This window comes from Tardiphaga sp., assembly GCF_028290495.1.
GTDB lineage: Bacteria > Pseudomonadota > Alphaproteobacteria > Rhizobiales > Xanthobacteraceae > Tardiphaga.
The window spans coordinates 40,074-60,624 of record NZ_JAQGJT010000041.1 but is presented as its reverse complement, the minus strand read 5'-3'; the positions used below and the strand labels follow the sequence as shown (position 1 = coordinate 60,624).

The window sequence follows — 20,551 nt, the reverse complement described above, 5'->3', positions numbered from 1 at the left end:
TAGAGCGAGAGTTCCATCGCGATAAAAACACAACTGGGGGAAGTCATGACGAGCGCGATTGCGAGAAGTCTATGGGTCGGTGCCATGATGCTGACCGCCGCCGGTGCCGCGAATGCAGAGCCGATCACGGCCAAGATCGGCGTCATGAGCGACATGACCGGCCCCTATGCGGACTTCTCCGGTCAGGGCTCGCTGGAAGCCGTCAACATGGCGGTCGAGGATTTTCGCGCAGCGAACAAGACCGTTTCGGTTGAGGTCGTCTCTGCCGATCCGCAAAACAAGCCGGACACCGGGGCTGCGATCGCCCGGCGCTGGTTCGATACCGAGAATGTCGACCTCATCATCGACATTCCGACCAGCGGCGTCGCGCTGGCCGTCGCCGGTATCGCCAAAGAGAAGAACAAGGTGATGATCGCCACGACCGCGGGGACCTCGGACATCTCCGGCAAGGCGTGCACGCCGAATTCCCTTCACTGGGTCTGGGATACCTGGTCGAGCTCGCACGGAACCGCCGAGGCGGTCGTGAAAAGCGGCGGCAAGAGCTGGTACTTTCTGACTGCGGACTACACCTTCGGGACGACGATGGAGCGCGAGGCCTCCGAGGTTGTGAAGGTCAACGGCGGCACGGTTCTCGGCTCTGTCCGGCATCCGCTCGGCGCCACCGATTTCTCGTCGTTTCTCCTGCAGGCGCAGAGTTCGAAAGCCCAGATCATCGGCCTGGCAAATGGTGGGACCGATACGATCAACGCCATCAGGACCGCGGGCGAATTCGGGCTTATCGCCGGCGGACAGAAGCTGGTCGGCCTCATCGTCTTCATCAACGATATCCATGCCATCGGCCTGAAGCTGTCCAACGGCCTGCAACTGACCACCGCCTTCTACTGGGACCTCAATGACAAGACGCGGGCGTTCGGCGAGCGCTTCGCCAAGCGCATGGGCGGCAAGATGCCGTCGATGAGCCAGGCGGGAAGCTATTCCGCCACGCTGGCCTATCTCAATGCCGTCGCCAAGTCGGGCAGTGCGAAGGATGGCGCCGCCGTGGTCTCGACGCTGCGCGCAAACGGCGCGTTCGACGATCCGCTTTTCGGCAAGACAACCGTCCGGAAAGACGGCCGGGTCGTTCACGACATGTATCTGGTCGAAGTGAAAAAGCCCTCTGAGTCCACGAGGCCGTATGACTATTACAAGGTCATCTCCGTCATCCCCGGTGACAAAGCGTTCCGGCCTCTCAGCGAAGGCGCGTGCCCGGGCGCTCTATAGTCCGCGCGAACGAGCGCGACTGATCCAGCGCGGCAGCTTCCGACAGAGCTCGACTCATCAAACCTGCCCCGGGACGGCAATGGCCATCCATCTCACCCCGTCGGGGAGAGGTGGATGGCGAAGCGATTCGGGTGAGGGCTACGAAACATCGAGCCTGCGGACGCTGTCACCCCCGGCAGTCTCCCGGACGGCGACAGGGAGCGCACGGATTCAGCCCGGATAAACCGGTGCTGCCTTGCCGGCTGGGGTCATGACGTCGCATGTGCTGCGGCCCGCCCTGCCCTGTCGGGACAACGCGATGGAAGGATGACGGAAAGCACTGCGATGAAAAATGATGGTGCCCGGGGGCGGGTTCGAACCACCGACACTGCGATTTTCAGTCGCATGCTCTACCAACTGAGCTACCCGGGCATCGTCCCGGAACGCGTCCGGGAGCGCCGGTTTATAGGCAGGCTGGGCTGCCATGTCCACCCGCTCGATGACGATTGCTGAAAAAGCCGATTTTGCCGTTGGATCAAGGGTTAACAGCTGCACTACCGGCCCGCTTGGACCGCGAATCGCTAATCAGCATCTTCGTCGTCGTTGGGCTTTCCGGGAATCGAATAGGAATTCGACAACCAGCGATTCAAATCGACGTCGCGGCAGCGCTCCGAACAGAACGGCTTCGACGCCTCGACCGCGGGTTTGGCGCAGATCGGGCATGGTTTGGCCGGCCGCGCCGGCGTTTTCAGGGAATCAGCTGGCATTGAGCCAGCCGTCGCGAATCGGAAAGCCCTCGCCGGACAGCAGCGACACCGTCTCGTACAGCGGCAGGCCGACGATGTTGGTGTAGGAGCCGACCATCTTCACCACGAAGGACCCAGCGATGCCCTGCACGGCATAGCCGCCGGCCTTGCCGCGCCATTCGCCGCAATCGATGTAGGCGCGGATGTCCTCGTCGGTCAGCCGCTTGAACCGAACGCGGGTCTCGATCAGCCGCTGCCGAAAAGTTTCCTTCGGCGTCACAATGCAGACCGCGGTGTAGACGCGGTGGTTGCGGCCGGACAGCAGCCGCAGGCATTGCGACGCCTCGTCGGCCAGATCGGCCTTCGGCAGGATGCGGCGGCCGACCGCGACCACGGTATCGGCAGCGAGAATAAACGAGCCGCGCAGGTCGTCGTCGAGTTGCACGGCTTTCAGCGCCGCGTCGGCCTTGGCGCGGGCCAGCCGGTTGGCGCAGCTGCGCGGCAACTCGCCGCGCTTCGGCGTCTCGTCGACATCGGCGGGGCGCAGCGCATCGGGCTCGATGCCCGCCTGGTTGAGCAGGCTGAGGCGGCGAGGCGAGCCGGAGGCGAGAACGAATTTGGGACGGCCGAGCATACGGTTGATCTATCCTGGAAGGGCGCGCGGAACCTATCGGAAGGGCAGAGCTTCGACAACCGCAGGCCGGAGATTGGGTTACCCGCTGGCCGCGCCGCCTTTGGAAAAGCGCTTGCGTATCCGCAACAGCAGACTGTCGCAGACCTCGCGATAGGCCTGCAGACGCTGCTCACGGTTCCCTTCGGTTCCCGAAGGGTCCTGGGTTGGCCAGTATTCGACGTCGGCCGCATTGGTGCGGGTCAGCTCCAGCGCCTTGTGGTGCGCCTCCGGCGACAGCGTAATGATGAGATCGAAATTGAGGCCTTCCCAGTCGTCGAGTTCCTCGAAGGTGGTCGGCTTGTGCTTCGACACATCCTGGCCAAGCTCGGCCATCACGGCGACGACGAACGGATCGAGTGCGCCCTTTTTGACGCCGGCGGATTTCACATACATCGCCTGCGGGAACATCTGCTGCAGCATACTGGCGGCCATCACCGAACGGATGCTGTTCTGGCCGCAGGCGAACAGCACGGCCTGCGGCGCGCGCACACGCGGGGGCTCCGCCACGCGTCAGGCTTTCTCGTGAGCGAGCATGGCCTTTTGACAAACGAAGTCGTTTGTCAGGGAATACCGCATGCCACTTTTCCGGGCCATGCTCAGCCCTTCCAGTGCAGCACGGAGATCAGCGTAAACAGCCGGCGCGCGGTCTCGAAGTCGACCCGCACCTTGCCGTCCAGCCGCTCCATCAACGTGCGCGAGCCCTCGTCATGGATGCCGCGGCGGCCCATGTCGATGGCCTCGATCTTGTCGGGTGTCGCGGTGCGGATCGCCTGGTAATAGCTGTCGCAGATCATGAAGTAGTCCTTCACGATGCGGCGGAACGGCGTCAGCGACAGCAGGTGGACGACGACCTGGCTGGCATCCTCGTGGCGGATGTCGAACATCAGCCGGTTGCCGGTGATTCCGATATGCAGCGTGAACGGACCTTTCCCGGCGCCCCCCGGCGCGAACAGGTTCTTTTCCACCAGATCGTAGATCGCGATCGCACGCTCGTGCTCGATATCCGGCCCGGAACGGCCGATCGATTCCTCATCGAGCGTCACCGCGACGATGCGGTTCTCGGTGTCGTCCCCTGGTGGTGATGTCTTCATCGCAGGTTGAGGCGCAATCCAACTGAACGGGCGTGGGCATCGAGGCCTTCGGCCTTGCCCAGCGTCATCGCAGCCGGTCCCAGCGCCCTTAGCTGGTCCGGCCCGCATTTCAGGATCGACGTTCGCTTCATGAAGTCAAGCACCCCGAGCCCGGAAGAGAACCTTGCCGAGCGCGCGGTCGGCAAAACGTGGTTGGAACCGCCGACATAATCACCGATCGCCTCCGGGGTGTGCGCCCCCAGGAAGATCGCCCCGGCATTGCGGATGCCCAGCGACAGCGCCTCGGGATCGGCGGTGATGATCTCCAGATGTTCGGCGGCGATGATGTTGGCCAGCCGCACGGCCTCGTCCAGCCGCTCGACCAGGATGATCGCGCCATAGGCCTCCCACGACGCCCGGGCGATGTCGGCGCGAGGCAGCGTGGTGAGCTGGGCCTCGACGGCACGGGCGACGTCGTCAGCCAGCGCCGCATTGTCGGTGATCAGGATCGACTGCGCATTGGCATCATGCTCGGCCTGCGCCAGGAGGTCGGCCGCGATCCAGTCGGGGTTGCCGGTGTGGTCGGCGATGACAAGCACTTCGGACGGGCCGGCGATCATGTCGATGCCTACCTTGCCGAACACCTGGCGTTTGGCGGCGGCGACATAGGCATTGCCGGGGCCGACGATCTTGGCGACCGGCGCAATGGTCACGGTGCCGTAGGCCAGAGCGGCCACCGCCTGCGCGCCACCGACGCGGTAGATCTCGGTGACGCCGCCGAGATGGGCGGCGGCCAGCACCAGCGGATTGAGCTTGCCGTCAGGCGACGGCACGACCATCACCACACGGCCGACGCCGGCAACGCGGGCCGGCACGGCATTCATCAGCACCGAGGACGGATAGGCCGCGGTGCCGCCGGGGACATAGAGGCCGACGGCATCGATGGCGCTCCAGCGCCAGCCCAGCTCGACGCCGAGCGCGTCGGTAAAGCGGTCGTCCTTGGGCAATTGCCTCTGATGAAACACCTCGATGCGGTCGCGGGCGAATTTCAGGGCGTCGACGGTGTCATGATCGCAGGCGGCAAGGGCGGCCTCGACTTCGGCCGGGGTGATGCGCAGGCCGGCGGCCTCCAGCGTCAGCCGGTCGAACTTGGCGGTGGCCTCGAGCAAAGCGGCATCGCCACGCGCGGCAACATCATCGACGATCGCCCGGGTGGCGACCTCGATATTGGCGGCGACTTCGCGCTTGGTGTTCAGGAAGGCGTCGAACGCGGACGTGAAATCGTCGCTGCGCGAAGAAAGGCGAATTGGCATGGCATTGTCCCGAGGGGGCCCTGCCGGCCAGAGCCCCCTGCTCAATGGCGCGGCGGCTGGGGGCCGTCAACCCCGGTCGCAGTCGTCGAACGATGGGGACGCGATCGCGGCGGGGAATCCCTCCCCCGCACTTGCGTGGGGAGGGTGGCCGGCCGACAGGCCGGTCGGGTGGGGGTCGTGCAGCACACGCCAGATTTCCTGCATCACTCCATCCAGGTTCTCATTCACTTCGGAATTCCAGAATCGCAGCACGCGAAAGCCCTCGCCGCGCAAGAAGGCGTCGCGCGCCGCATCCTGACAGGCGCCCGGCGCCATACCATGCTGCCCGCCGTCGACCTCGATCACGAGGCCATCACGAAACGACGCGAAGTCGACGATGAGGTGGCGGATCGGCGCTTGCCGGCGGAAGTGGTAGCCGAGCGGCTTCAGCTCGCGCAGCTTTACCCACAGCATCGCCTCCTGCGGCGTCAGGTTTTTTCGGAGTGCACGCGCGTTCTTGTTTGCCACGCTATCCCCCACCCGACCGGCCTGACGGCCGGCCACCCTCCCCACGCGGAAGACGCGGGGGAGGGAAAACAAACTGCGCCGCCGCGTGAATACAACAGGCTAAGCGTTCAAATCCGTCGCTGCGTCCTCGCTGGCGCCGAGGTCATCCGGCCCGAGATCCGCCAGTTCGACTTCGAGGCACTCGACATCCAGCCGCAGCGCACCGCCGTTGGCGAACATCAGCACAATGCTGCCGCCGGGCGGCTGGGCCGGGTAAAACTCGATACCGAGTAGTTCCAGGCCGGCGTCGGTAGCCTCCAGATCGATGTCGCGGGATTTGCAGGCCAGCACCCGGTCAAACCGCAGCGCGGCCAGCAGGCGGCGCGGCGCGGCCTCGCCGGAGATCGCCTGGTCACAATCGAGCCGGTTCATGCCGATCACCAACCGCTTCTCGCTCTGCCGCCAGATGATATCCGCGACCTGAACGGCCGCGTCCTGGACATGGGCGGACAGCACCGCGAGATCGTCGGCATCCAGAGCAATCAGCTTGCGTTGACCTGTCATGACAGCCCCGGAACTTCGAGAATGGCGGGAAACCTAGCCGCTGATGCGCTCGATGGTGGCGCCGCAGGCGGACAGTTTTTCCTCAAGCCGCTCGAAGCCGCGGTCGAGGTGATAGATGCGATTGACCATGGTCTCGCCTTCGGCGACGAGGCCGGCAATCACCAGCGACACCGAAGCGCGCAGGTCGGTCGCCATCACGGGCGCGCCGCGCAATTTGGCGATGCCGTCGATGGTCGCGGTTTCGCCGTCGAGATGAATCTGGGCGCCGAACCGCGCCAGTTCCTGGACGTGCATGAAGCGGTTCTCGAAGATCGTCTCGGTGATCGTCGAGGTTCCCTTGGCGCAGGCCATCAGGGCCATCAGCTGCGCCTGCAGGTCGGTCGGGAAGCCCGGGAACGGCGCCGTCGAGACGTTGACCGGCCGGATGCCGGCGCCGTTGCGGGTGACGCGGATGCCGTCATTGTTGGGAGTGATGGTGGCGCCGGCCGCGGTCAGCACGTCCAGCGCCGATTGCAGCAGTTCCGGCCGCGCGCCGGACAGCTGCACATCGCCGCCGGTCATCGCCACCGCCATCGCATAGGTACCGGTCTCGATACGGTCGGGCAGCACGGTGTGGCGGGCGCCGTGCAGCTTGGCCACGCCCTCGATCACGATACGCGACGTGCCGGCCCCCGTGATCCGGGCACCCATCTTGTTCAGGCAGTCCGCGACGTCGACGATCTCGGGTTCGCAGGCCGCATTGGTAATGATCGTGGTACCCTTGGCGAGCGTCGCTGCCATCAGCGCGACATGGGTGCCGGACACGGTGACCTTGGGGAAATCGATCTCGGCGCCTTTCAGGCCGCCGGGGGCTTTCGCGATCACATAGCCGCCGTCGATGGTCAGTTCGGCGCCGAGCTTCTCCAGCGCCATGATCAGCAGATCCACCGGGCGGGTTCCGATGGCGCAGCCGCCGGGCAGCGAGACCTTCGCCTCGTGCATCCGCGCCAACAGCGGCGCGATCACCCAGAACGACGCGCGCATGGTCGAGACCAGCTCGTAGGGCGCGGTGGTGTCGATGATGTTGGCCGCCGAAATATGCAGGGTCTGGCCCTGATATTCGTGGTCGCCGGGGCGCTTGCCCGCCGACATGATGTCGATGCCGTGGTTGCCGAGGATGCGCTGCACCTGCGCGACGTCGGCCAGCCGCGGCACGTTGTCGAGGATCAGCGTTTCGTCGGTCAGCAAAGCGGCGATCATCAGCGGCAAGGCAGCGTTCTTCGCGCCCGAAATCGGGATGGTGCCATTGAGTTTTGCGCCGCCGACGATGCGAATGCGATCCATACCGATTCCTGCTGATTGTGTGCCCTCCAATATAGGGCGGATGGGCTCTTTAACGCAAAAGCTTAGAAGTTTGCGGCTTTTCGATGGGAACCGGCGGATTTGCCCGATCCGGCGCTATTTCGCTCGGATCCGGTTGATATCGGCGATTTCCAGCACCGGTTTGGGATAACCGTCGCGGGCCACCGTGAGCATGGCGCGGCCGATTTGCTCGGTGGTGGTGACATAATCCGGCGCCAGGCGATGCAGCAGCGACCATAGCGGGCCGGTGACGAAGTAGACCGCCTGCACCCAGCCGGTCTTGGAGCGGACGCCGTGCAGCGGCTGGATGGCGCCGGGGCGGAACATGTAGGCGGCCTTGAACGGTAATTTCAGCAGATCGTTCTCGGTCTTGCCCTTGATCCGCGCCCACATCACGCGGCCCCGCTCCGAGGAATCGCAGCCCTTGCCGGTGACGTAAGTGAACGTCATGCCGGGATTGAGTCGCGCCAGCGTCGTCGCCGCAGCCATCGTGAGATCGTAGGTCAGGTGACGGTATTTATCTTCGGTCATGCCGATGGAGCTGACGCCGAGGCAGAAGAAGCAAGCGTCATAGCCGGTCAGTTCAGGCTCGACCGCCGACCAATCGAAGAAGTCGGCATGCACGATCTCATGCAGCCTGGGATCGCGACGGCCGGTCGGGCTGCGCCCGACCGCGAGGATGGCTTCGACGTCCGCGTCCATCAGGCATTCGCGCAACACGCCCTGCCCGACCATGCCGGTGGCGCCGAACAGAATGACTTTCATCAGGATTTGATGAAAGCGAGCAGGTCGGCATTGATCACGTCGGCGTGCGTGGTGATCATGCCGTGCGGATAGTCCTTGTAGGTCTTCAACGTGCCGTTCTTCACCAGTTTCGCAGAGAGCGGACCGGAATCGGCGTAGGGCACGATCTGGTCGTCCTCGCTGTGCATCACCAGCACCGGCACGGTGATCTTCTTGAGATCCTCGGTGAAGTCGGTCTGCGAGAACGCAACGATGCCGTCGTAATGCGCCTTGGCGCCACCCATCATGCCCTGCCGCCACCAGTTCTGGATGGTGGCCTCCTGCGCTTTCACGCCCGGCCGGTTGAAACCGTAGAACGGCCCCTCCGGCAGGTCGCGATAGAATTTCGAGCGGTTGGCGGCGAGTTGCGCCTGCAGCCCGTCGAACACCTCCTTCGGCAGGCCGCCGGGATTGCTGGCAGTCTTCACCATCAGCGGCGGCACAGCGCAGAGCAAAGCGGCCTTGGCGACGCGGCTTTCGCCGTGACGCCCGAGATAATGCGCGACTTCGCCGCCGCCGGTGGAGTGGCCGACATGGATCGCGTTCTTCAGGTCGAGATGCGCGGTCAAGGCGGCGAGATCGTCAGCGTAGTGGTCCATGTCATGGCCGTCGCCGGTCTGGCTGGAGCGGCCGTGACCGCGGCGGTCATGGGCGATGACGCGATAGCCCTTGGAGAGGAAGAACATCATCTGCGGATCCCAGTCATCCGCCGACAGCGGCCAGCCGTGGCTGAACACGATGGGCTGCCCGGTGCCCCAGTCCTTGTAATAGATTTCGGTGCCGTCCTTGACTGTGATCGTTGGCATGAAGGGTCTCTCGCTCAGTTCGGTCGTGGAAGACAGATCGGCGCGATATCAACGGGTCGCGTAGCCCGTCGAGGCCATCGGTGCCGGATGAAACTTTCTCAATGCGAGAACGCCCACGACGATGAAGAACACCAGCACGATGCCCTGAACGATGGCGAAGGGCGGCTCGCTGGGTGGCACGCTCGGCGCCAGCGCGTGCAAGGCCGGCACCTTCAGGAAGCTCTGGATCACCAGAACGAACACATTGAAATACAGAGAGGCCATCGCAGTCACGACGTAGATCCAACGCCACGAGCCCGCGAGTTTCCGGCCATACAGCGCCACGCAGGCGATCGCCAGCAACACCAGCGAGAGAATGCCGATGACGTGTGACGGCAGCAATTTTTCAACCGGAAAGAAGAACCCGGTGACGCTGGTCAGGATCGTCGTCGCCAGAAACAGCGCGGTCCAGCCCGGCAGCGGCTTCGATACCAGCATTCCCGCCATCGCGATCAGGCCGGCGACGATGCCGACCAGGCTGATCACGACATGAAGTAGCGTAAACGTCGCAAGGCTCATTCCGAAGATCATGACGCTCTCCCGATGCCGGGCCCCGCGAGAAGATTTTCTGTCCGCCAAGACGCCCGACCTGAAGACGCATCACTTCAAGACATGCCGCTTGCCGAACGCAACTTCACCGAAGCCGATAATCACCACATTGCGCATGACAAACGGAACTTTGTCAAAATACGATTCTGTGTTCGGATACCAGCGGTTCAGTAGTAGCGCGGGATTGGGCCGTTATGCGGCGTCTTGCGGTCGGAGAGATCGAACATCACCTCGTCGAGATAGCACCAGCCCCAGCCTTCCGGCGGATCGTAGCCTTCGATGACCGGATGCCGTGTCGCGTGAAAATGCTTGGTGGCGTGGCGGTTTGGCGAGTCGTCGCAGCAGCCGACATGGCCGCAGGTGCGGCAGATCCGCAGATGAAGCCACACGCTGCCGCTCTTCAGACATTCCTCGCAGCCGAGCGCGCTCGGCGTGACATCGCGAATTCCCGAAATATGCGTGCAGCGTATGGCAGTCATACTGTTCAACCTTTATGAGGCCGGATCACACAATGCTTGTTTCGAAGAACATGACATCGGCGCCGCCGCTGGCGAAATTCGGCAGATCGCCCACCGCGGCCTGCCCTTCCGGACTGGCGAAGGCGGCCTGGATCGCGGCCACGCTGTCAAAGGTCAGCATCGCCACCAGATGCGCGCCGGTCGGACCGCCGGGACCGGCGACGTCGCCTTTGCTCACTTGATAGTTGCGCAGGCCGGGCATTTTCTTCGCGAGCGGGATATGAGTCGCGGTGTAGTATCTGTCGAAGGCCGCAGGATCAGTCGGGGTCTTATAAACGACGACGAGTTCAGCCATAAAATCCTCCCTGTGTTTTTTGGTAGCACGCCCATCCTAATGCGTTTTCGAACGAAGGGGATACCGCTCGCGTCAAGATAAAGTGTCAAAACAAACGGCTAAAGCCCGGGCTTGGCGATGTCTCCGAGAAATCCGTGCAATGCAGCCACCACCTGCGCGCCTTCGCCGATCGCGCCGCCCACCCGCTTGACCGAGCCGGAGCGAACGTCGCCGACCGCGAACACGCCGGGCACCGAGGTCTCCAGCGCCGGTACGCTGCGCTCGCCGGACGGCGTCCCGGTGATCACGAAGCCGCCGCGGTCCAGCGCCATGCCGCAATCCTCCAGCCAGCCGGTGGCCGGATCGGCGCCGACGAACAGAAAGAGGTTGCGGATATCCATGGTCGAGCGTTCGCCCGACAGCCGGCTGCGCAACTCCACGCGATCGAGCCCGGAATCGCCGGTGCCCGCCAGACTTACCACCTCGGTGTTGAACACCAGTTCGATATTGGGCGTCGCCTCGATGCGCTCGATCAGGTAGCGCGACATGCTGGAGCCAAGCCCGCCGCCGCGGATCACCATGTGGACCTTGCTGGCCTGCGAGGCGAGATACACCGCGGCCTGCCCCGCCGAATTGCCGCCACCGACGAGGATCACTTCCTGCGCCTTGCACAGGCGCGCTTCGATCGGCGAGGCCCAGTACCAGACGCCGCGGCCTTCGTAATCGGCGAGCCGTTCGATTTCCGGGCGACGATAGCGCGCGCCTGACGCCACCACGACGGCGCGGGCATGCAGCGTGTCGCCCCCGTCCAGCGCCAGCGCAAACGCGCCGTCGGTCCGTTTGCAGTCGAGCGACTGAACGGCGACCGGGATCATAATATCGGCGCCGAATTTCTGCGCCTGGTTGAAGGCCCGTGCGGTCAGCGCGATGCCGGAGATGCCGGTCGGAAAACCCAGATAGTTCTCGATCCGCGCGCTGGCGCCGGCCTGGCCGCCGAACGCCCGCAAATCGCACACCGCCACCGTCAGCCCTTCGGACGCCGCATACACCGCGGTGGAGAGGCCGGCCGGGCCGGCGCCGATGATGGCGACGTCGTACAGCTTGCCCTTCTCGATATGGCCGATCATGCCCATCGCGCGGGCCAGCTCGGGCACCGAGGGATTGCGCAGCACGGTGCCGTCGGCGACCACCACCAGCGGCAGGTCCTGCAATGACGGCGCAGTGCGCGCGACCAGATCGGCGGCGTCCTTGTCGGAAGCCGGATCGAGCAAATGATGCGGATAGCCGTTGCGGGTGAGGAAGCCCTGCAGCCGGACGACGTCGGCAGTATTCCCGGCGCCGATCAGCACCGGCCCGCCGACGCCGCCCTGGATCAGGTTGACCCGGCGCAGGATCATCGCGCGCATGATGCGCTCGCCGAGGTCGGCCTCGGCCACCAGCAGGGCGCGCAGCCGCTCCGGCTGGATCAGCAGCGTCTCGACGGCGCCCTCGGCATAGGCATCGACCAGCGCCATGCGGCCGGACAACTGGCCGATCTCGGCGATGAACTGCCCGGCGCCCTGATCGGCCACCGGGGTGATGTGGCCGAGGCCGTCGCGCTGGGTGATGGCGACATGGCCCGCCAGCACCACGAACATGCCGGGACCGGGCTTGCCGGTCTCGAACAGCAGCTCGCCGTCCTGGAAATGCCGGACCTCGCCGAATCGGCGGATACGCTCGATTTCGGCACCGGTCAGTTCGGGAAATGTCTGGTCGTGGCGCGGCAGCGCCGGGGGATGCCTGGGCAGGACGGGGATCACAGATTCTGAAGACATCTCACCTCGCCATGTTGCGGCATGAATCGCCGCTATAAATCGCCATCCACTACGGCCGGTCTTGAACAATCGGCCGGTGCGACGCCGGCATCCGGCCCCGCAGCAACCTCAGCCGGCGCGTCGGCCCGACCGCGGGACTGTGATTTTCGGCGTTTCAGATTGTCGCGCAGCGCCTTGGCCAGCCGGTTCCGCCGGGCCAGATCATGTTCGTTGCGGCGCTCGCCCGGCTCGTCTGTCATGGTGGTCCCGAATGTTGCTCAGTTCCCCCTGTCGGGAACAGGCTGCTCGCCGCAGCAATACCGCCTGCGCCCCAAGATAGGGACGCGCCGCAGCGACGCAACGCCGCCGCCCCGCCGCAAGGGCGCCTTATCCGGCCAGAATCCGGCGCCAAACGGCCCTGCCGGAATAATTCATGCATATTGATGGACAGACAGCCCTCGACGCGCTTGCGCAGGCTGAAACCATGTGGCAAAGGTCCCCCCGCTTGACGGGCCCTTCGGGGTTGATTCCTGTCCCCAGCACGCTGCCGTAGCTCAGTGGTAGAGCACTCCATTGGTAATGGAGAGGTCCACAGTTCGACCCTGTGTGGCAGCACCATCATTCCTGCTGGTAGATCAACACCTTACTGAAATCATTGAGACTTTCGGGCCGCTCCTGATACACACAGGTGCTGCACAATGGTGTTGAGAATGGCCTGCCCCACCAAGCGTACCGGCTCCGACAATTGGTATTATCGTCGCCGCATCCCCGCCAACGTGCGAGCTGCCCTTGCCAAGGTTCCCAAGGCTCAGCGCCCACCGGGATGGTTCAAGGACCACATCAGCATCTCGCTGGGTACGGCGGATCGGGCTCAGGCCAAGGCGAAGTGCCCCCAGGTCGCGGCGGAAGTCGAGGCGGCGACCCGGATCGACCGCTTGGCTCGCAGCATCGGTGACCTTCAAGACATTGTCCGCGCCGTCAGGGCTAAGGGCGCGAGCCTCAAGGCCACCGAGCAGCAGATCGACACCGGCACCGCAGCAGGCAAGGCGTTCCTCGACATGCTGGGCGTGTTCGCCGAGTTCGAGACGAACCTGCGTAAGGAGCGCCAGATGGAAAGCATCGCCAAGGCAAAGGCCGAGGGCGTCTACAAGGGACGCAAGCCCAGCATCGACACCGCCAAGGTCAAGGCGTTGAAGGCGCAGGGCATAGGGCCGTCTGCCATCGCGAAGGCGTTGGGGATCGGTCGAGCTTCCGTGTACCGCGCCCTTGAAGTTGCAGCCACCGGGGACTGAGATAGTGTCCTGTAATCGGGGATAGTCTAACGACGATAGCTGAGCCGACAGACGGTCTACCGCATCAAGGCCGATCCCGCAGCGGCATGATGATCCATGCGGCCCTATCAGTGCTTTTGCGGGCCTGTCGGACGATGGTCCATGAGGCTTTGGGAAATGTCCGATATTGTTGAGGTGCTTGTTTCATAGGAAGCTACCAACTGATCGGATGATCTAAATTTTGGAGAGCATCGATGACATATCCCATGATCGGCAAACGTTATTACGTGGAATTTCCTACGATGTCGTTTTATCTGCACTTCGTAAGTGAAAAGTCGCTGGAATTCATCGTCGAGAAGAGCCCGGACCTTCCGAAGGGTTCTTCGCATACAGTCGATATCACTATCGCACCTCTACGCGATGAGCTGTATATGATCTCTTGGCAGGAGAAGAGTGGAAATACCGTAGTCCATATTGAGGACTTCAAGGAACATCGGGTCCACGCCTTCCTGACGATGAAGGACTTGAAATTCATCAAGCAGTCTGCGGCGTTAGTTGAGGCTACATAAGCAGCCGCCACAACTATAAGCCCGATCGATAGCCACTGCCGACCAGATTACCTTCCCCATTGTCTGTGCAGGGAGATAGCGCGACCTCGACCGCCATGCCACGGGAGGCATAGACCATGCCCGGAAGCCATTGATCGCATCAAGGATGGCCTTTTGCAGCGGTCGCTGAACGTGACAACTACTCACAGCGCTGCTACACAGCAAGCCCGAACGATCCCGAAAAACTCAATGTAATCAAAGGTAATGCCGCCATCTTTCACAGTTCGACCCTGTGTGGCAGCACCAGCCCCGCTTCTATTTAATGGGCTGTTGGAAGAAACAGCAGACGCATCATTGCCGTCGCGGCCGTCAGACTTCCTCGATCTTCATGCGCCGACCCCATTTGTCGAAGAAGTGCCCCTCGTTCAGCACCAGCCGATCGTCGTCGAGGCGCTGTTCGAGCAGGCGCAGCCGCGCGCGGGCGGTCGGGTTGTCCAGCGGGCCGCCCTCGGCGAGTTCCGGGAAGAAGGCCGCGCCGTCCCATGGTCGCCCGGTGCCGGCGAACAGAAGCGTGATGCCGCCCCAATCGATCTCGTCGCCGATCACGTTGAGAAACGTCGAGTTTAGAGGCGCGACGCGCGGGCCCGCGATCTCCACGAGAACGGCGAGCGCCGTGAACGGACCCAGCTCCGCGAACGCGGTCGCGATCCATCGGTCGAAATCGGTAGCGGCGTCGGCCTTGCTAGAAATCGACAACGGGTGTCTCCGGAATGTAGTTCTCGAACAGCACCCAGAACGCGCCCGGATGTGTCTCCAGGTACCAGGCCTCGAATTGCGCCAGCGCCGCCATCACGTCTGGCTTGAGCCCGGACTTGGGCTCGGACTTGAGCTTGTCCGCGCTTTCCGCCGGTGCGAGGCTGCCAAACATGGCTTGCGCCACCGGCGCGAAAGCCGAGACGACGGCGATGCGGGCCTCGCTGTCGCTAACCCAGCCGAGCTTGGCGCGAAGCACTGCGGAGCCGACCGCGACCGCGATTTCCTCGCTCTCGGCGCTGGCGACGGCGCCGGACACTTCATTGATCAGATTGAAGCGCCGGTACGCAAACGAACGCTCCTGTTCCAAATGCCGGATGCGCGCGGCGATCTGGCTGCGAAACTCTTCTTCCGCGACGGCGCTTGCGTGCGCGGCGCGGCGCAGCGAATCGAGATAGGCAGCTTCGGCGTCCATCAGGAGCCCTTTTCATCTTGGCGGAAGAGAGAGGGAGTCGAACCCACCAGAGACCGGCTCGCGGCCCCTCCCGGATTTGAAGTCCGGACGCCCCACCAGGGACGATTCTCCTCCTGAAATATTTTCAGGAGTACTTTCAGAAATACTTGCAGAAGTACTTGCAGGAATATCGGCAGCACGCGAATCCGCGTCCGGCAGGGTGCGAAACAGATCGAGACGATGCCGGTTGACGCGACGCAGGTCGCCGCGCCGGATCGTCACGCCATGCCGGTCGAAAAACTCGAGGATCTGGATCGCGACCTTTCGGCCATTATCGACGCGATCGCGAAACTGCGAGGCGGAGAACTGCGACTGCGGCTGGCCCTCGCCGAGGCTGGTGACGATGCCGACCATTTCGGCCACCGTGGCGCGGAGAAAGAAATGATCGTGCGCCATCTCGTCGACCCGCCCCATGCGCCCAAGCAGTTTCAGCAAGCGGCGGACGTCGGCCTCTTTCAACGCCAGCAACGTCGCGATATCGCGCACCCGCGGCGGACGGAATCGCTCCGCCCCCGACAGCAGCGGAGCGATGCTTGCCCACAGCTGCTCGTCCTCATCGGTCAGGCGCACCTCATGGCCGGCAAGACGCACCCAGGCGCCATCAAGCGCAATACTCCGGCTTTCGACGAGGCCATGCAGCACCGCCAGCAGCGCCGGCGCCGGCAGCCGGGGCTCGAGTTGCAGGCGCAGCCGCTCCAGACCGATGCCCGGCAGATCGGGAATGTCGGCATGGAAGGCTTGCAGCGTGGCCAGCAGCGTTTGCTTCAGCGTGAGATGCAGCGGTGCGGACATGGCGAAGGCGCCACCGGGCGTTTCCAGTGTGACGACCGACAGCCGGGCGACAATCTCCTGCGACTGCGCATCGGACAGCGCGCGATCCCGCGCGAAGGCCGGCAGGTCGATATAATACGGCGCGATGTCCAGCAATGCGGCCAACGCCGCGGCGGGATCGCCCAGCGCGTGCGCGCGCAACTGGGCGAGGCGCGCCGGCGTCCGGCGCTTGCGGGCCGGCGCGCGCAGATCGAGCAAGATCCCGCCACCGATCGTGCGCTGGCTGGTGGTGTCGCGCACCACGAAGCGATCGCCCGATGCCGCGGCGATCGGCTGTTCCAGCACCAGTTGCACATAGCCGGACTGGCCGGGCGCGATGGCGCCTTCTTCGAGCAGCACCACGCGAGCGCCGACTTCCACGGAGGCATGAAACAGCCGGACCGGCATCCACTGGGTGACGGGTTTCGTCTCCGAGGCCAACAGCCGCAGTTCCGCGTCGATGCGGCTGGTCGGCGCGTGCAGCATGGGATCGAGCACGACGTCGCCGCGCGCAATCGCGTCCTTGCTGATGTCCTCGCCAACGAGGTTAAGCGCGCAGCGCTGGCCGGCAATGCCGCGCGGGCTCGGCCGGTTCTGCGCGTGGATAGAGCGCACGCGCGCCGAAAGCCCCGAGGGCGAGATCGTCACGCGGTCGTTGTTCGCCACCGCGCCTGACAACACCGTGCCGGTGACCACGGTGCCTGCGCCGGTCAGCGTGAACGAGCGGTCCACCGCCAGGCGGAAGCGGCCGGACGCCGCGCGTGCTCCGAAGCTGCGCGCGATCTCGAGCAGTTCCGCGCGCAGCTCCGCAATGCCGGCTTCTGTCACAGTGGAGACGGGGACGATGCGCGCATCCGCCAGCCGCGTTGCACGCAGCACGTCGGCGATTTCCGCCGCAACCTCCGCCTGCCGCGAGGGCGACGCGAGATCGGCCTTGGTCAGCACTACAATGCCGCGCTTGATGCCAAGCAGATCGACGATGGCGAGATGTTCGCGCGTCTGCGGCTTGATACCTTCATCGGCGGCGACCACCAGCATGACGAAGTCGATGCCGGTGGCGCCGGCCAGCATGTTGTGAATAAAGCGCTCATGGCCGGGAACATCGACAAAGCCGAGCACCGATCCGTCGGCGTCCGGCAGATAGGCGAAACCGAGATCGATCGAGATGCCGCGGACCTTCTCTTCCTTCAGCCGATCGGTCTCGACACCGGTGAGCGCGCGCACCAGCGAGGTTTTGCCGTGATCGATATGGCCTGCGGTCCCGATGATCATGGCGACGGCCCGGGCAATGGCTGCCGGGCTTGCCGCTCGGCCTCGGCAATCTCGGCAGGCGTGAGGACGCCGCGCGTCGCGCCGAGGAAACGTGAGGCGAGCGCGCTCCTGCCAGTGCCCGCGCGCAACAGCCACACCAGTGCCTGCTGCGGGTCCCGCGCCGTGCCGGCGCCGAGATAGCAGGCGGCGCCGAGCATCGCCTGACCGTCGGCATCACCGCGCTCGGCGCCGCGCCGCCACCATTGCACCGAGAGCTCCGGGTTGCGCTCGACGCCCACCGCGTCGTGATACAGCATGCCGAGCCGGGTCATCGACGAGGCAACACCCTGCTCGGCTGCGGCCAGCGCCCATTTTCGCGCTTCGGCGTAGTCATGGATCATGACCTCGCCTTCCAGCAGCATCCAGCTCAGCATGTCCTGCGCCGGCCCGTCGCCGGCCTCGGCGGCGGCGCGGTACAGCTTCGAGGCGCGCCTGAAGTCCTCCGGCACGCCGTCACCGCGAAAATACAAAGCGGCAAGATTGCGCTGCCCCTCGCGGTCGCCGGCGTCCGCCGCCAGTGTCAGCCAGCGCACCGCGAGCGGATAATCCGGCTCGACGCCCCAGCCTTCTGCAAAGCAGGCGCCGACATAGGCCTGCGCCCCGGCCATGCCGGCATTCGCCAGCGGTCCCCAGATCTCCAGCGCCGTCGGATAGTCGCCGCGCACGAACGCCTCGCGCGCCGCCTCCATCTGGTCGGGCACCGAACGCGCATCGAGCAGCGTGACCGTTTCAGTCCGGTTCATCGCGTGCCTCCGAAAGGTCGAGCGAGGCCAGATTCGCCGCAAGGGCGCTCTCGTCGTCGAGGCATCGCAGGTCGAGGATAAACGCCTGATCCTCGATCCGGCCGATGACGGGAATGTCGAGGCTACGCAGCCCTGCGGCCAGCCGCTTCAGCAAGCGCCCGGCGCTCCGGCGGGCGACGGGACGAACCGCGAGCCCGGCGCTCGGCAGCGTGGCCATCGGCAACGCGCCCGAGCCGACCTGGCTTTCACAGGCGACGACCTCGACAGCGAAAGCCGCGCCGACCGCGGCCTGCAGGACACGCTGCAGGCGACGCGCGCGCGCTTCGATATCAGCCACCGGCTGCGACAGCAGGCGGAACGTCGGCAGTTCGCGCGCGAGACGATCCGGATTGCGATACAGCCTGAGCGTCGCTTCAAGCGCTGCGATACGCATCTTGTCGAGGCGCAGCGCGCGCTTCATCGGGTTGCGGTTGATGGCCGCAATCAGGTCCTTGCGCCCGACGATGAAGCCAGCCTGCGGACCGCCCAAAAGCTTGTCGCCGGAGAAGGTAACGAGATCGGCGCCATCGGCAATCGCTTCCGCCACCGTCGGCTCGTGCGCCAGCCCGAACGGCACGAGATCGACCAGCGTGCCGGAGCCCAGATCGTGCACCAGCGGAATCTTTCGCTCGGCCGCGATAACTGCCAGTTCGCGGGCAGCGACCTCCCTGGTGAATCCCTCGATCCGGTAGTTCGAGGTGTGCACCTTGAATAGCATCCCGGTCTTCGGGCCGATCGCGCCGATATAGTCTTTCGGATGCGTGCGGTTGGTGGTGCCGACCTCGACCAGTTTGGTGCCGGCGCGCGACATGATCTCCGGCAGCCGGAACGCGCCGCCGATCTCGATCAACTCGCCGCGCGAGACAATTGCCTCACGGCGCAGCGCCAGCGTGTTGAGCACCAGCAGAACCGCCGCCGCATTGTTGTTGACGGTGGTGGCGTCCTCCGCACCGGTCAACTCGCACAACAACCCGCGCAGATGATCGTCGCGTTCGCCGCGCCGGCCATCCTCCAGATCGAACTCCAGCGCCACCGCGGAGCGCATCACGGCGGTGGCGGCAGCGATCGCCGGTTCGGCCAGCAGCGCGCGGCCGAGATTGGTGTGCAGCACCGTGCCGGTCAGGTTGAACACCGCGCGAAGGCTGGGCTTGTCGAGTTGTTCGAGCTGGGAAACCGCTTCTGCGACCACATCATCCAGCTGTCCGGCCACAGCGCCCCGCGCGCGGAACTCTGCGAGAATACGGCGCACGGCTCCGACCACGGCCGGGCGCCCGAAGCGCTCGATCGCAGCCGATGCTGCGTCCGACCTCAGGACCTCGTCGACCGAGGGCAGCCTTCGCAGCTTGGCGGTCACGGTTTTCGCCATCGCGCCCTCAATAGCCGAGCAGGAACGGGTTGACGCTGCCGCGCCGGTAGCTGTCCTCGCGTAGCAGAAGATCGAGCGCGAGGCTGGCGACGTCATCGGCCACCGGATCGAGCGCGGGGTTCTTATGCTGGTGCAGGATCTTGACGTAACCGCGGCACTTGTCGCAGGTCTCCCCCCAAAGCGTGCCGTTGCCGCCTTCCACCTCGCGATAGATGATGCCCTCGGTAGAGCTGCACAACGTGCATTTGATCCGCACATAGTTCCATTGCGTCGCGCAGAGCGAGCAGACACAGAACCGCGCCCCATGCGCGCCCTGCCAGCCGACCACCATCGATGCCACCGGCGCGCCGCCGCACGCGGGACAAACACCGTCACCGACCGGGACGAGCTTTTTCATCTCCAGCGCCGAGGCCAATCGTGCATAATGCACCTGCAGCGCGGCAGCGACAAAGACATGCGCGGCGAAGTCCTGCACCGGGATTTCGTTGGCGAGAACCGCTTCCGCGAGTGCCGTGCGCGTTGCGGCATCCGCCGCGGACACACTTGCCAGCGCTGTTCGCGCGGCCTCAGGCATGTCCACGCCGGCCGCCAGCGTCAGCAGCCGCTCCAGCGTGGCATCGTATGCGGCATCCGCCGTAAACCGACCGCCGCCCAGCGGCGGCATCGCGTGGTCGCGGGCGCGCTGGCGTTCCGGTTCGCCGGGCAGATCGACGTCGGGCAACCCGTCCTGCAACGCGTGCTGGCAGGACGACAGGCCGGACAAAAATAGCAGGAACGACGCCAGCTGATGCTGCGCGGAAAGCTCGCGAAGACGTTCGGCACGGATATTGAAAAGTGTTGCTGGATCGGGAAGCCGTGCGAGAGGCGGCTCGGCAACCTCTCCAATTACGGTCGGATCGGGCTGCAATGAATCGATCTTGCTCATCCAGTTACCTCACGAACCACACGGGCCACGTGCAAAGCAGAACCCCGACAGACTAGCGCAGCGATGCGCCCACACAA

The 20,551-nt window shown here is 64.7% G+C and carries 23 protein-coding genes, 3 tRNA genes and 1 pseudogene; 4 read left to right on the top strand and 23 right to left on the bottom strand.

Annotated features, from left to right (window positions below):
- The first annotated feature begins 84 nt into the window (after positions 1–84).
- Positions 85–1,260, top strand: a complete 1,176-nt coding sequence (locus JWQ24_RS07195) for an ABC transporter substrate-binding protein (RefSeq protein ID WP_299806100.1) — start codon at positions 85–87, stop codon at positions 1,258–1,260.
- A gap of 335 nt (positions 1,261–1,595) precedes the next feature.
- Here the strand turns inward: JWQ24_RS07195 and JWQ24_RS07190 are convergent.
- From JWQ24_RS07190 to JWQ24_RS07115, 16 genes are all read right to left on the bottom strand, one after another.
- Positions 1,596–1,671, bottom strand: a tRNA-Phe gene (locus tag JWQ24_RS07190).
- Between the two features lie 149 nt (positions 1,672–1,820).
- Positions 1,821–2,006 (bottom strand): DNA gyrase inhibitor YacG, encoded by a 186-nt coding sequence (yacG, locus tag JWQ24_RS07185; RefSeq protein WP_299806098.1) that lies wholly within the window; start codon positions 2,004–2,006, stop codon positions 1,821–1,823.
- Positions 1,996–2,619 carry a Maf-like protein gene (locus JWQ24_RS07180; protein ID WP_299806096.1) on the bottom strand — a complete coding sequence of 208 codons (624 nt, stop codon included), beginning with the start codon at positions 2,617–2,619 and terminating at the stop codon, positions 1,996–1,998. Before JWQ24_RS07180 ends, yacG begins: the two co-directional genes overlap by 11 nt.
- A 78-nt stretch (positions 2,620–2,697) precedes the next feature.
- On the bottom strand, positions 2,698–3,165 hold the full coding sequence (locus JWQ24_RS07175; protein WP_299806094.1) for a low molecular weight phosphatase family protein: 468 nt from the start codon (positions 3,163–3,165) through the stop codon (positions 2,698–2,700).
- Between the two features lie 89 nt (positions 3,166–3,254).
- Positions 3,255–3,749 (bottom strand): UPF0262 family protein, encoded by a 495-nt coding sequence (locus JWQ24_RS07170; protein WP_299806092.1) that lies wholly within the window; start codon positions 3,747–3,749, stop codon positions 3,255–3,257.
- Positions 3,746–5,041, bottom strand: coding sequence for a histidinol dehydrogenase (hisD, locus tag JWQ24_RS07165; RefSeq protein WP_299806090.1), 1,296 nt, complete (start codon positions 5,039–5,041; stop codon positions 3,746–3,748). Before hisD ends, JWQ24_RS07170 begins: the two co-directional genes overlap by 4 nt.
- Before the next feature lie 66 nt (positions 5,042–5,107).
- Positions 5,108–5,548, bottom strand: a complete 441-nt coding sequence (locus JWQ24_RS07160) for a DUF559 domain-containing protein (RefSeq protein WP_299806088.1) — start codon at positions 5,546–5,548, stop codon at positions 5,108–5,110.
- A gap of 99 nt (positions 5,549–5,647) precedes the next feature.
- Positions 5,648–6,091 (bottom strand): DUF2948 family protein, encoded by a 444-nt coding sequence (locus JWQ24_RS07155; RefSeq protein WP_299806086.1) that lies wholly within the window; start codon positions 6,089–6,091, stop codon positions 5,648–5,650.
- A gap of 33 nt (positions 6,092–6,124) precedes the next feature.
- Positions 6,125–7,414, bottom strand: a complete 1,290-nt coding sequence (gene murA, locus JWQ24_RS07150; protein WP_299806084.1) for a UDP-N-acetylglucosamine 1-carboxyvinyltransferase — start codon at positions 7,412–7,414, stop codon at positions 6,125–6,127.
- Between the two features lie 114 nt (positions 7,415–7,528).
- Complete coding sequence (locus tag JWQ24_RS07145; RefSeq protein ID WP_299806082.1) at positions 7,529–8,197, bottom strand: epimerase; 669 nt, start codon at positions 8,195–8,197, stop codon at positions 7,529–7,531.
- Complete coding sequence (locus JWQ24_RS07140) at positions 8,197–9,021, bottom strand: alpha/beta hydrolase (RefSeq protein WP_299806080.1); 825 nt, start codon at positions 9,019–9,021, stop codon at positions 8,197–8,199. The genes JWQ24_RS07145 and JWQ24_RS07140 overlap by 1 nt, the downstream gene beginning before the upstream one ends.
- A 48-nt stretch (positions 9,022–9,069) precedes the next feature.
- Positions 9,070–9,591, bottom strand: a complete 522-nt coding sequence (locus JWQ24_RS07135) for a hypothetical protein (protein ID WP_299806078.1) — start codon at positions 9,589–9,591, stop codon at positions 9,070–9,072.
- Between the two features lie 185 nt (positions 9,592–9,776).
- Complete coding sequence (locus JWQ24_RS07130) at positions 9,777–10,088, bottom strand: UBP-type zinc finger domain-containing protein (RefSeq protein WP_299806076.1); 312 nt, start codon at positions 10,086–10,088, stop codon at positions 9,777–9,779.
- A gap of 25 nt (positions 10,089–10,113) precedes the next feature.
- Positions 10,114–10,422 (bottom strand): EthD family reductase, encoded by a 309-nt coding sequence (locus JWQ24_RS07125; RefSeq protein ID WP_299806074.1) that lies wholly within the window; start codon positions 10,420–10,422, stop codon positions 10,114–10,116.
- A 98-nt stretch (positions 10,423–10,520) separates the two neighbouring features.
- Positions 10,521–12,215 (bottom strand): FAD-dependent oxidoreductase, encoded by a 1,695-nt coding sequence (locus JWQ24_RS07120; protein ID WP_299806072.1) that lies wholly within the window; start codon positions 12,213–12,215, stop codon positions 10,521–10,523.
- Positions 12,216–12,247: 32 nt separating this feature from the next.
- Positions 12,248–12,454 (bottom strand): hypothetical protein, encoded by a 207-nt coding sequence (locus JWQ24_RS07115; protein WP_299806070.1) that lies wholly within the window; start codon positions 12,452–12,454, stop codon positions 12,248–12,250.
- Positions 12,455–12,737: 283 nt separating this feature from the next.
- On the opposite strand from JWQ24_RS07115, the gene JWQ24_RS07110 reads away from it, so the two are divergent.
- The 3 genes from JWQ24_RS07110 to JWQ24_RS07100 all read left to right on the top strand — a co-directional run bounded on the left by JWQ24_RS07110 (position 12,738) and on the right by JWQ24_RS07100 (position 14,034).
- Positions 12,738–12,812, top strand: a tRNA-Thr gene (locus tag JWQ24_RS07110).
- A 92-nt stretch (positions 12,813–12,904) separates the two neighbouring features.
- Positions 12,905–13,486: a recombinase family protein gene (locus JWQ24_RS07105; RefSeq protein ID WP_299806068.1), complete on the top strand. Its 582-nt coding sequence runs from the start codon at positions 12,905–12,907 to the stop codon at positions 13,484–13,486.
- 233 nt (positions 13,487–13,719) lie between these two features.
- Positions 13,720–14,034, top strand: a complete 315-nt coding sequence (locus tag JWQ24_RS07100; RefSeq protein WP_299806066.1) for a hypothetical protein — start codon at positions 13,720–13,722, stop codon at positions 14,032–14,034.
- Between the two features lie 348 nt (positions 14,035–14,382).
- On the opposite strand, the gene JWQ24_RS07095 is transcribed toward JWQ24_RS07100, so the two are convergent.
- The 7 genes and pseudogenes from JWQ24_RS07095 to fdhE all read right to left on the bottom strand — a co-directional run bounded on the left by JWQ24_RS07095 (position 14,383) and on the right by fdhE (position 20,474).
- Positions 14,383–14,769, bottom strand: a complete 387-nt coding sequence (locus JWQ24_RS07095) for a hypothetical protein (RefSeq protein WP_299806064.1) — start codon at positions 14,767–14,769, stop codon at positions 14,383–14,385.
- Positions 14,756–15,241 (bottom strand): hypothetical protein, encoded by a 486-nt coding sequence (locus JWQ24_RS07090; RefSeq protein ID WP_299806062.1) that lies wholly within the window; start codon positions 15,239–15,241, stop codon positions 14,756–14,758. The genes JWQ24_RS07095 and JWQ24_RS07090 overlap by 14 nt, the downstream gene beginning before the upstream one ends.
- An 18-nt stretch (positions 15,242–15,259) precedes the next feature.
- A tRNA-Sec gene (locus JWQ24_RS07085) sits at positions 15,260–15,355 on the bottom strand.
- Between the two features lie 174 nt (positions 15,356–15,529).
- Positions 15,530–17,362, bottom strand: a pseudogene (gene selB, locus JWQ24_RS07080) (selenocysteine-specific translation elongation factor); the annotation flags it as partial.
- Positions 17,359–18,090, bottom strand: coding sequence for a tetratricopeptide repeat protein (locus JWQ24_RS07075; protein ID WP_299806305.1), 732 nt, complete (start codon positions 18,088–18,090; stop codon positions 17,359–17,361). The gene JWQ24_RS07075 and the pseudogene selB, both read right to left, overlap by 4 nt.
- 40 nt (positions 18,091–18,130) lie before the next feature.
- The gene (gene selA / locus JWQ24_RS07070; protein ID WP_299806060.1) at positions 18,131–19,549 is read right to left on the bottom strand and encodes an L-seryl-tRNA(Sec) selenium transferase; all 1,419 of its coding nucleotides are present in this window, start codon (positions 19,547–19,549) and stop codon (positions 18,131–18,133) included.
- A 7-nt stretch (positions 19,550–19,556) separates the two neighbouring features.
- Positions 19,557–20,474, bottom strand: coding sequence for a formate dehydrogenase accessory protein FdhE (fdhE, locus tag JWQ24_RS07065; protein ID WP_299806058.1), 918 nt, complete (start codon positions 20,472–20,474; stop codon positions 19,557–19,559).
- Between the last annotated feature and the right edge of the window lie 77 nt (positions 20,475–20,551).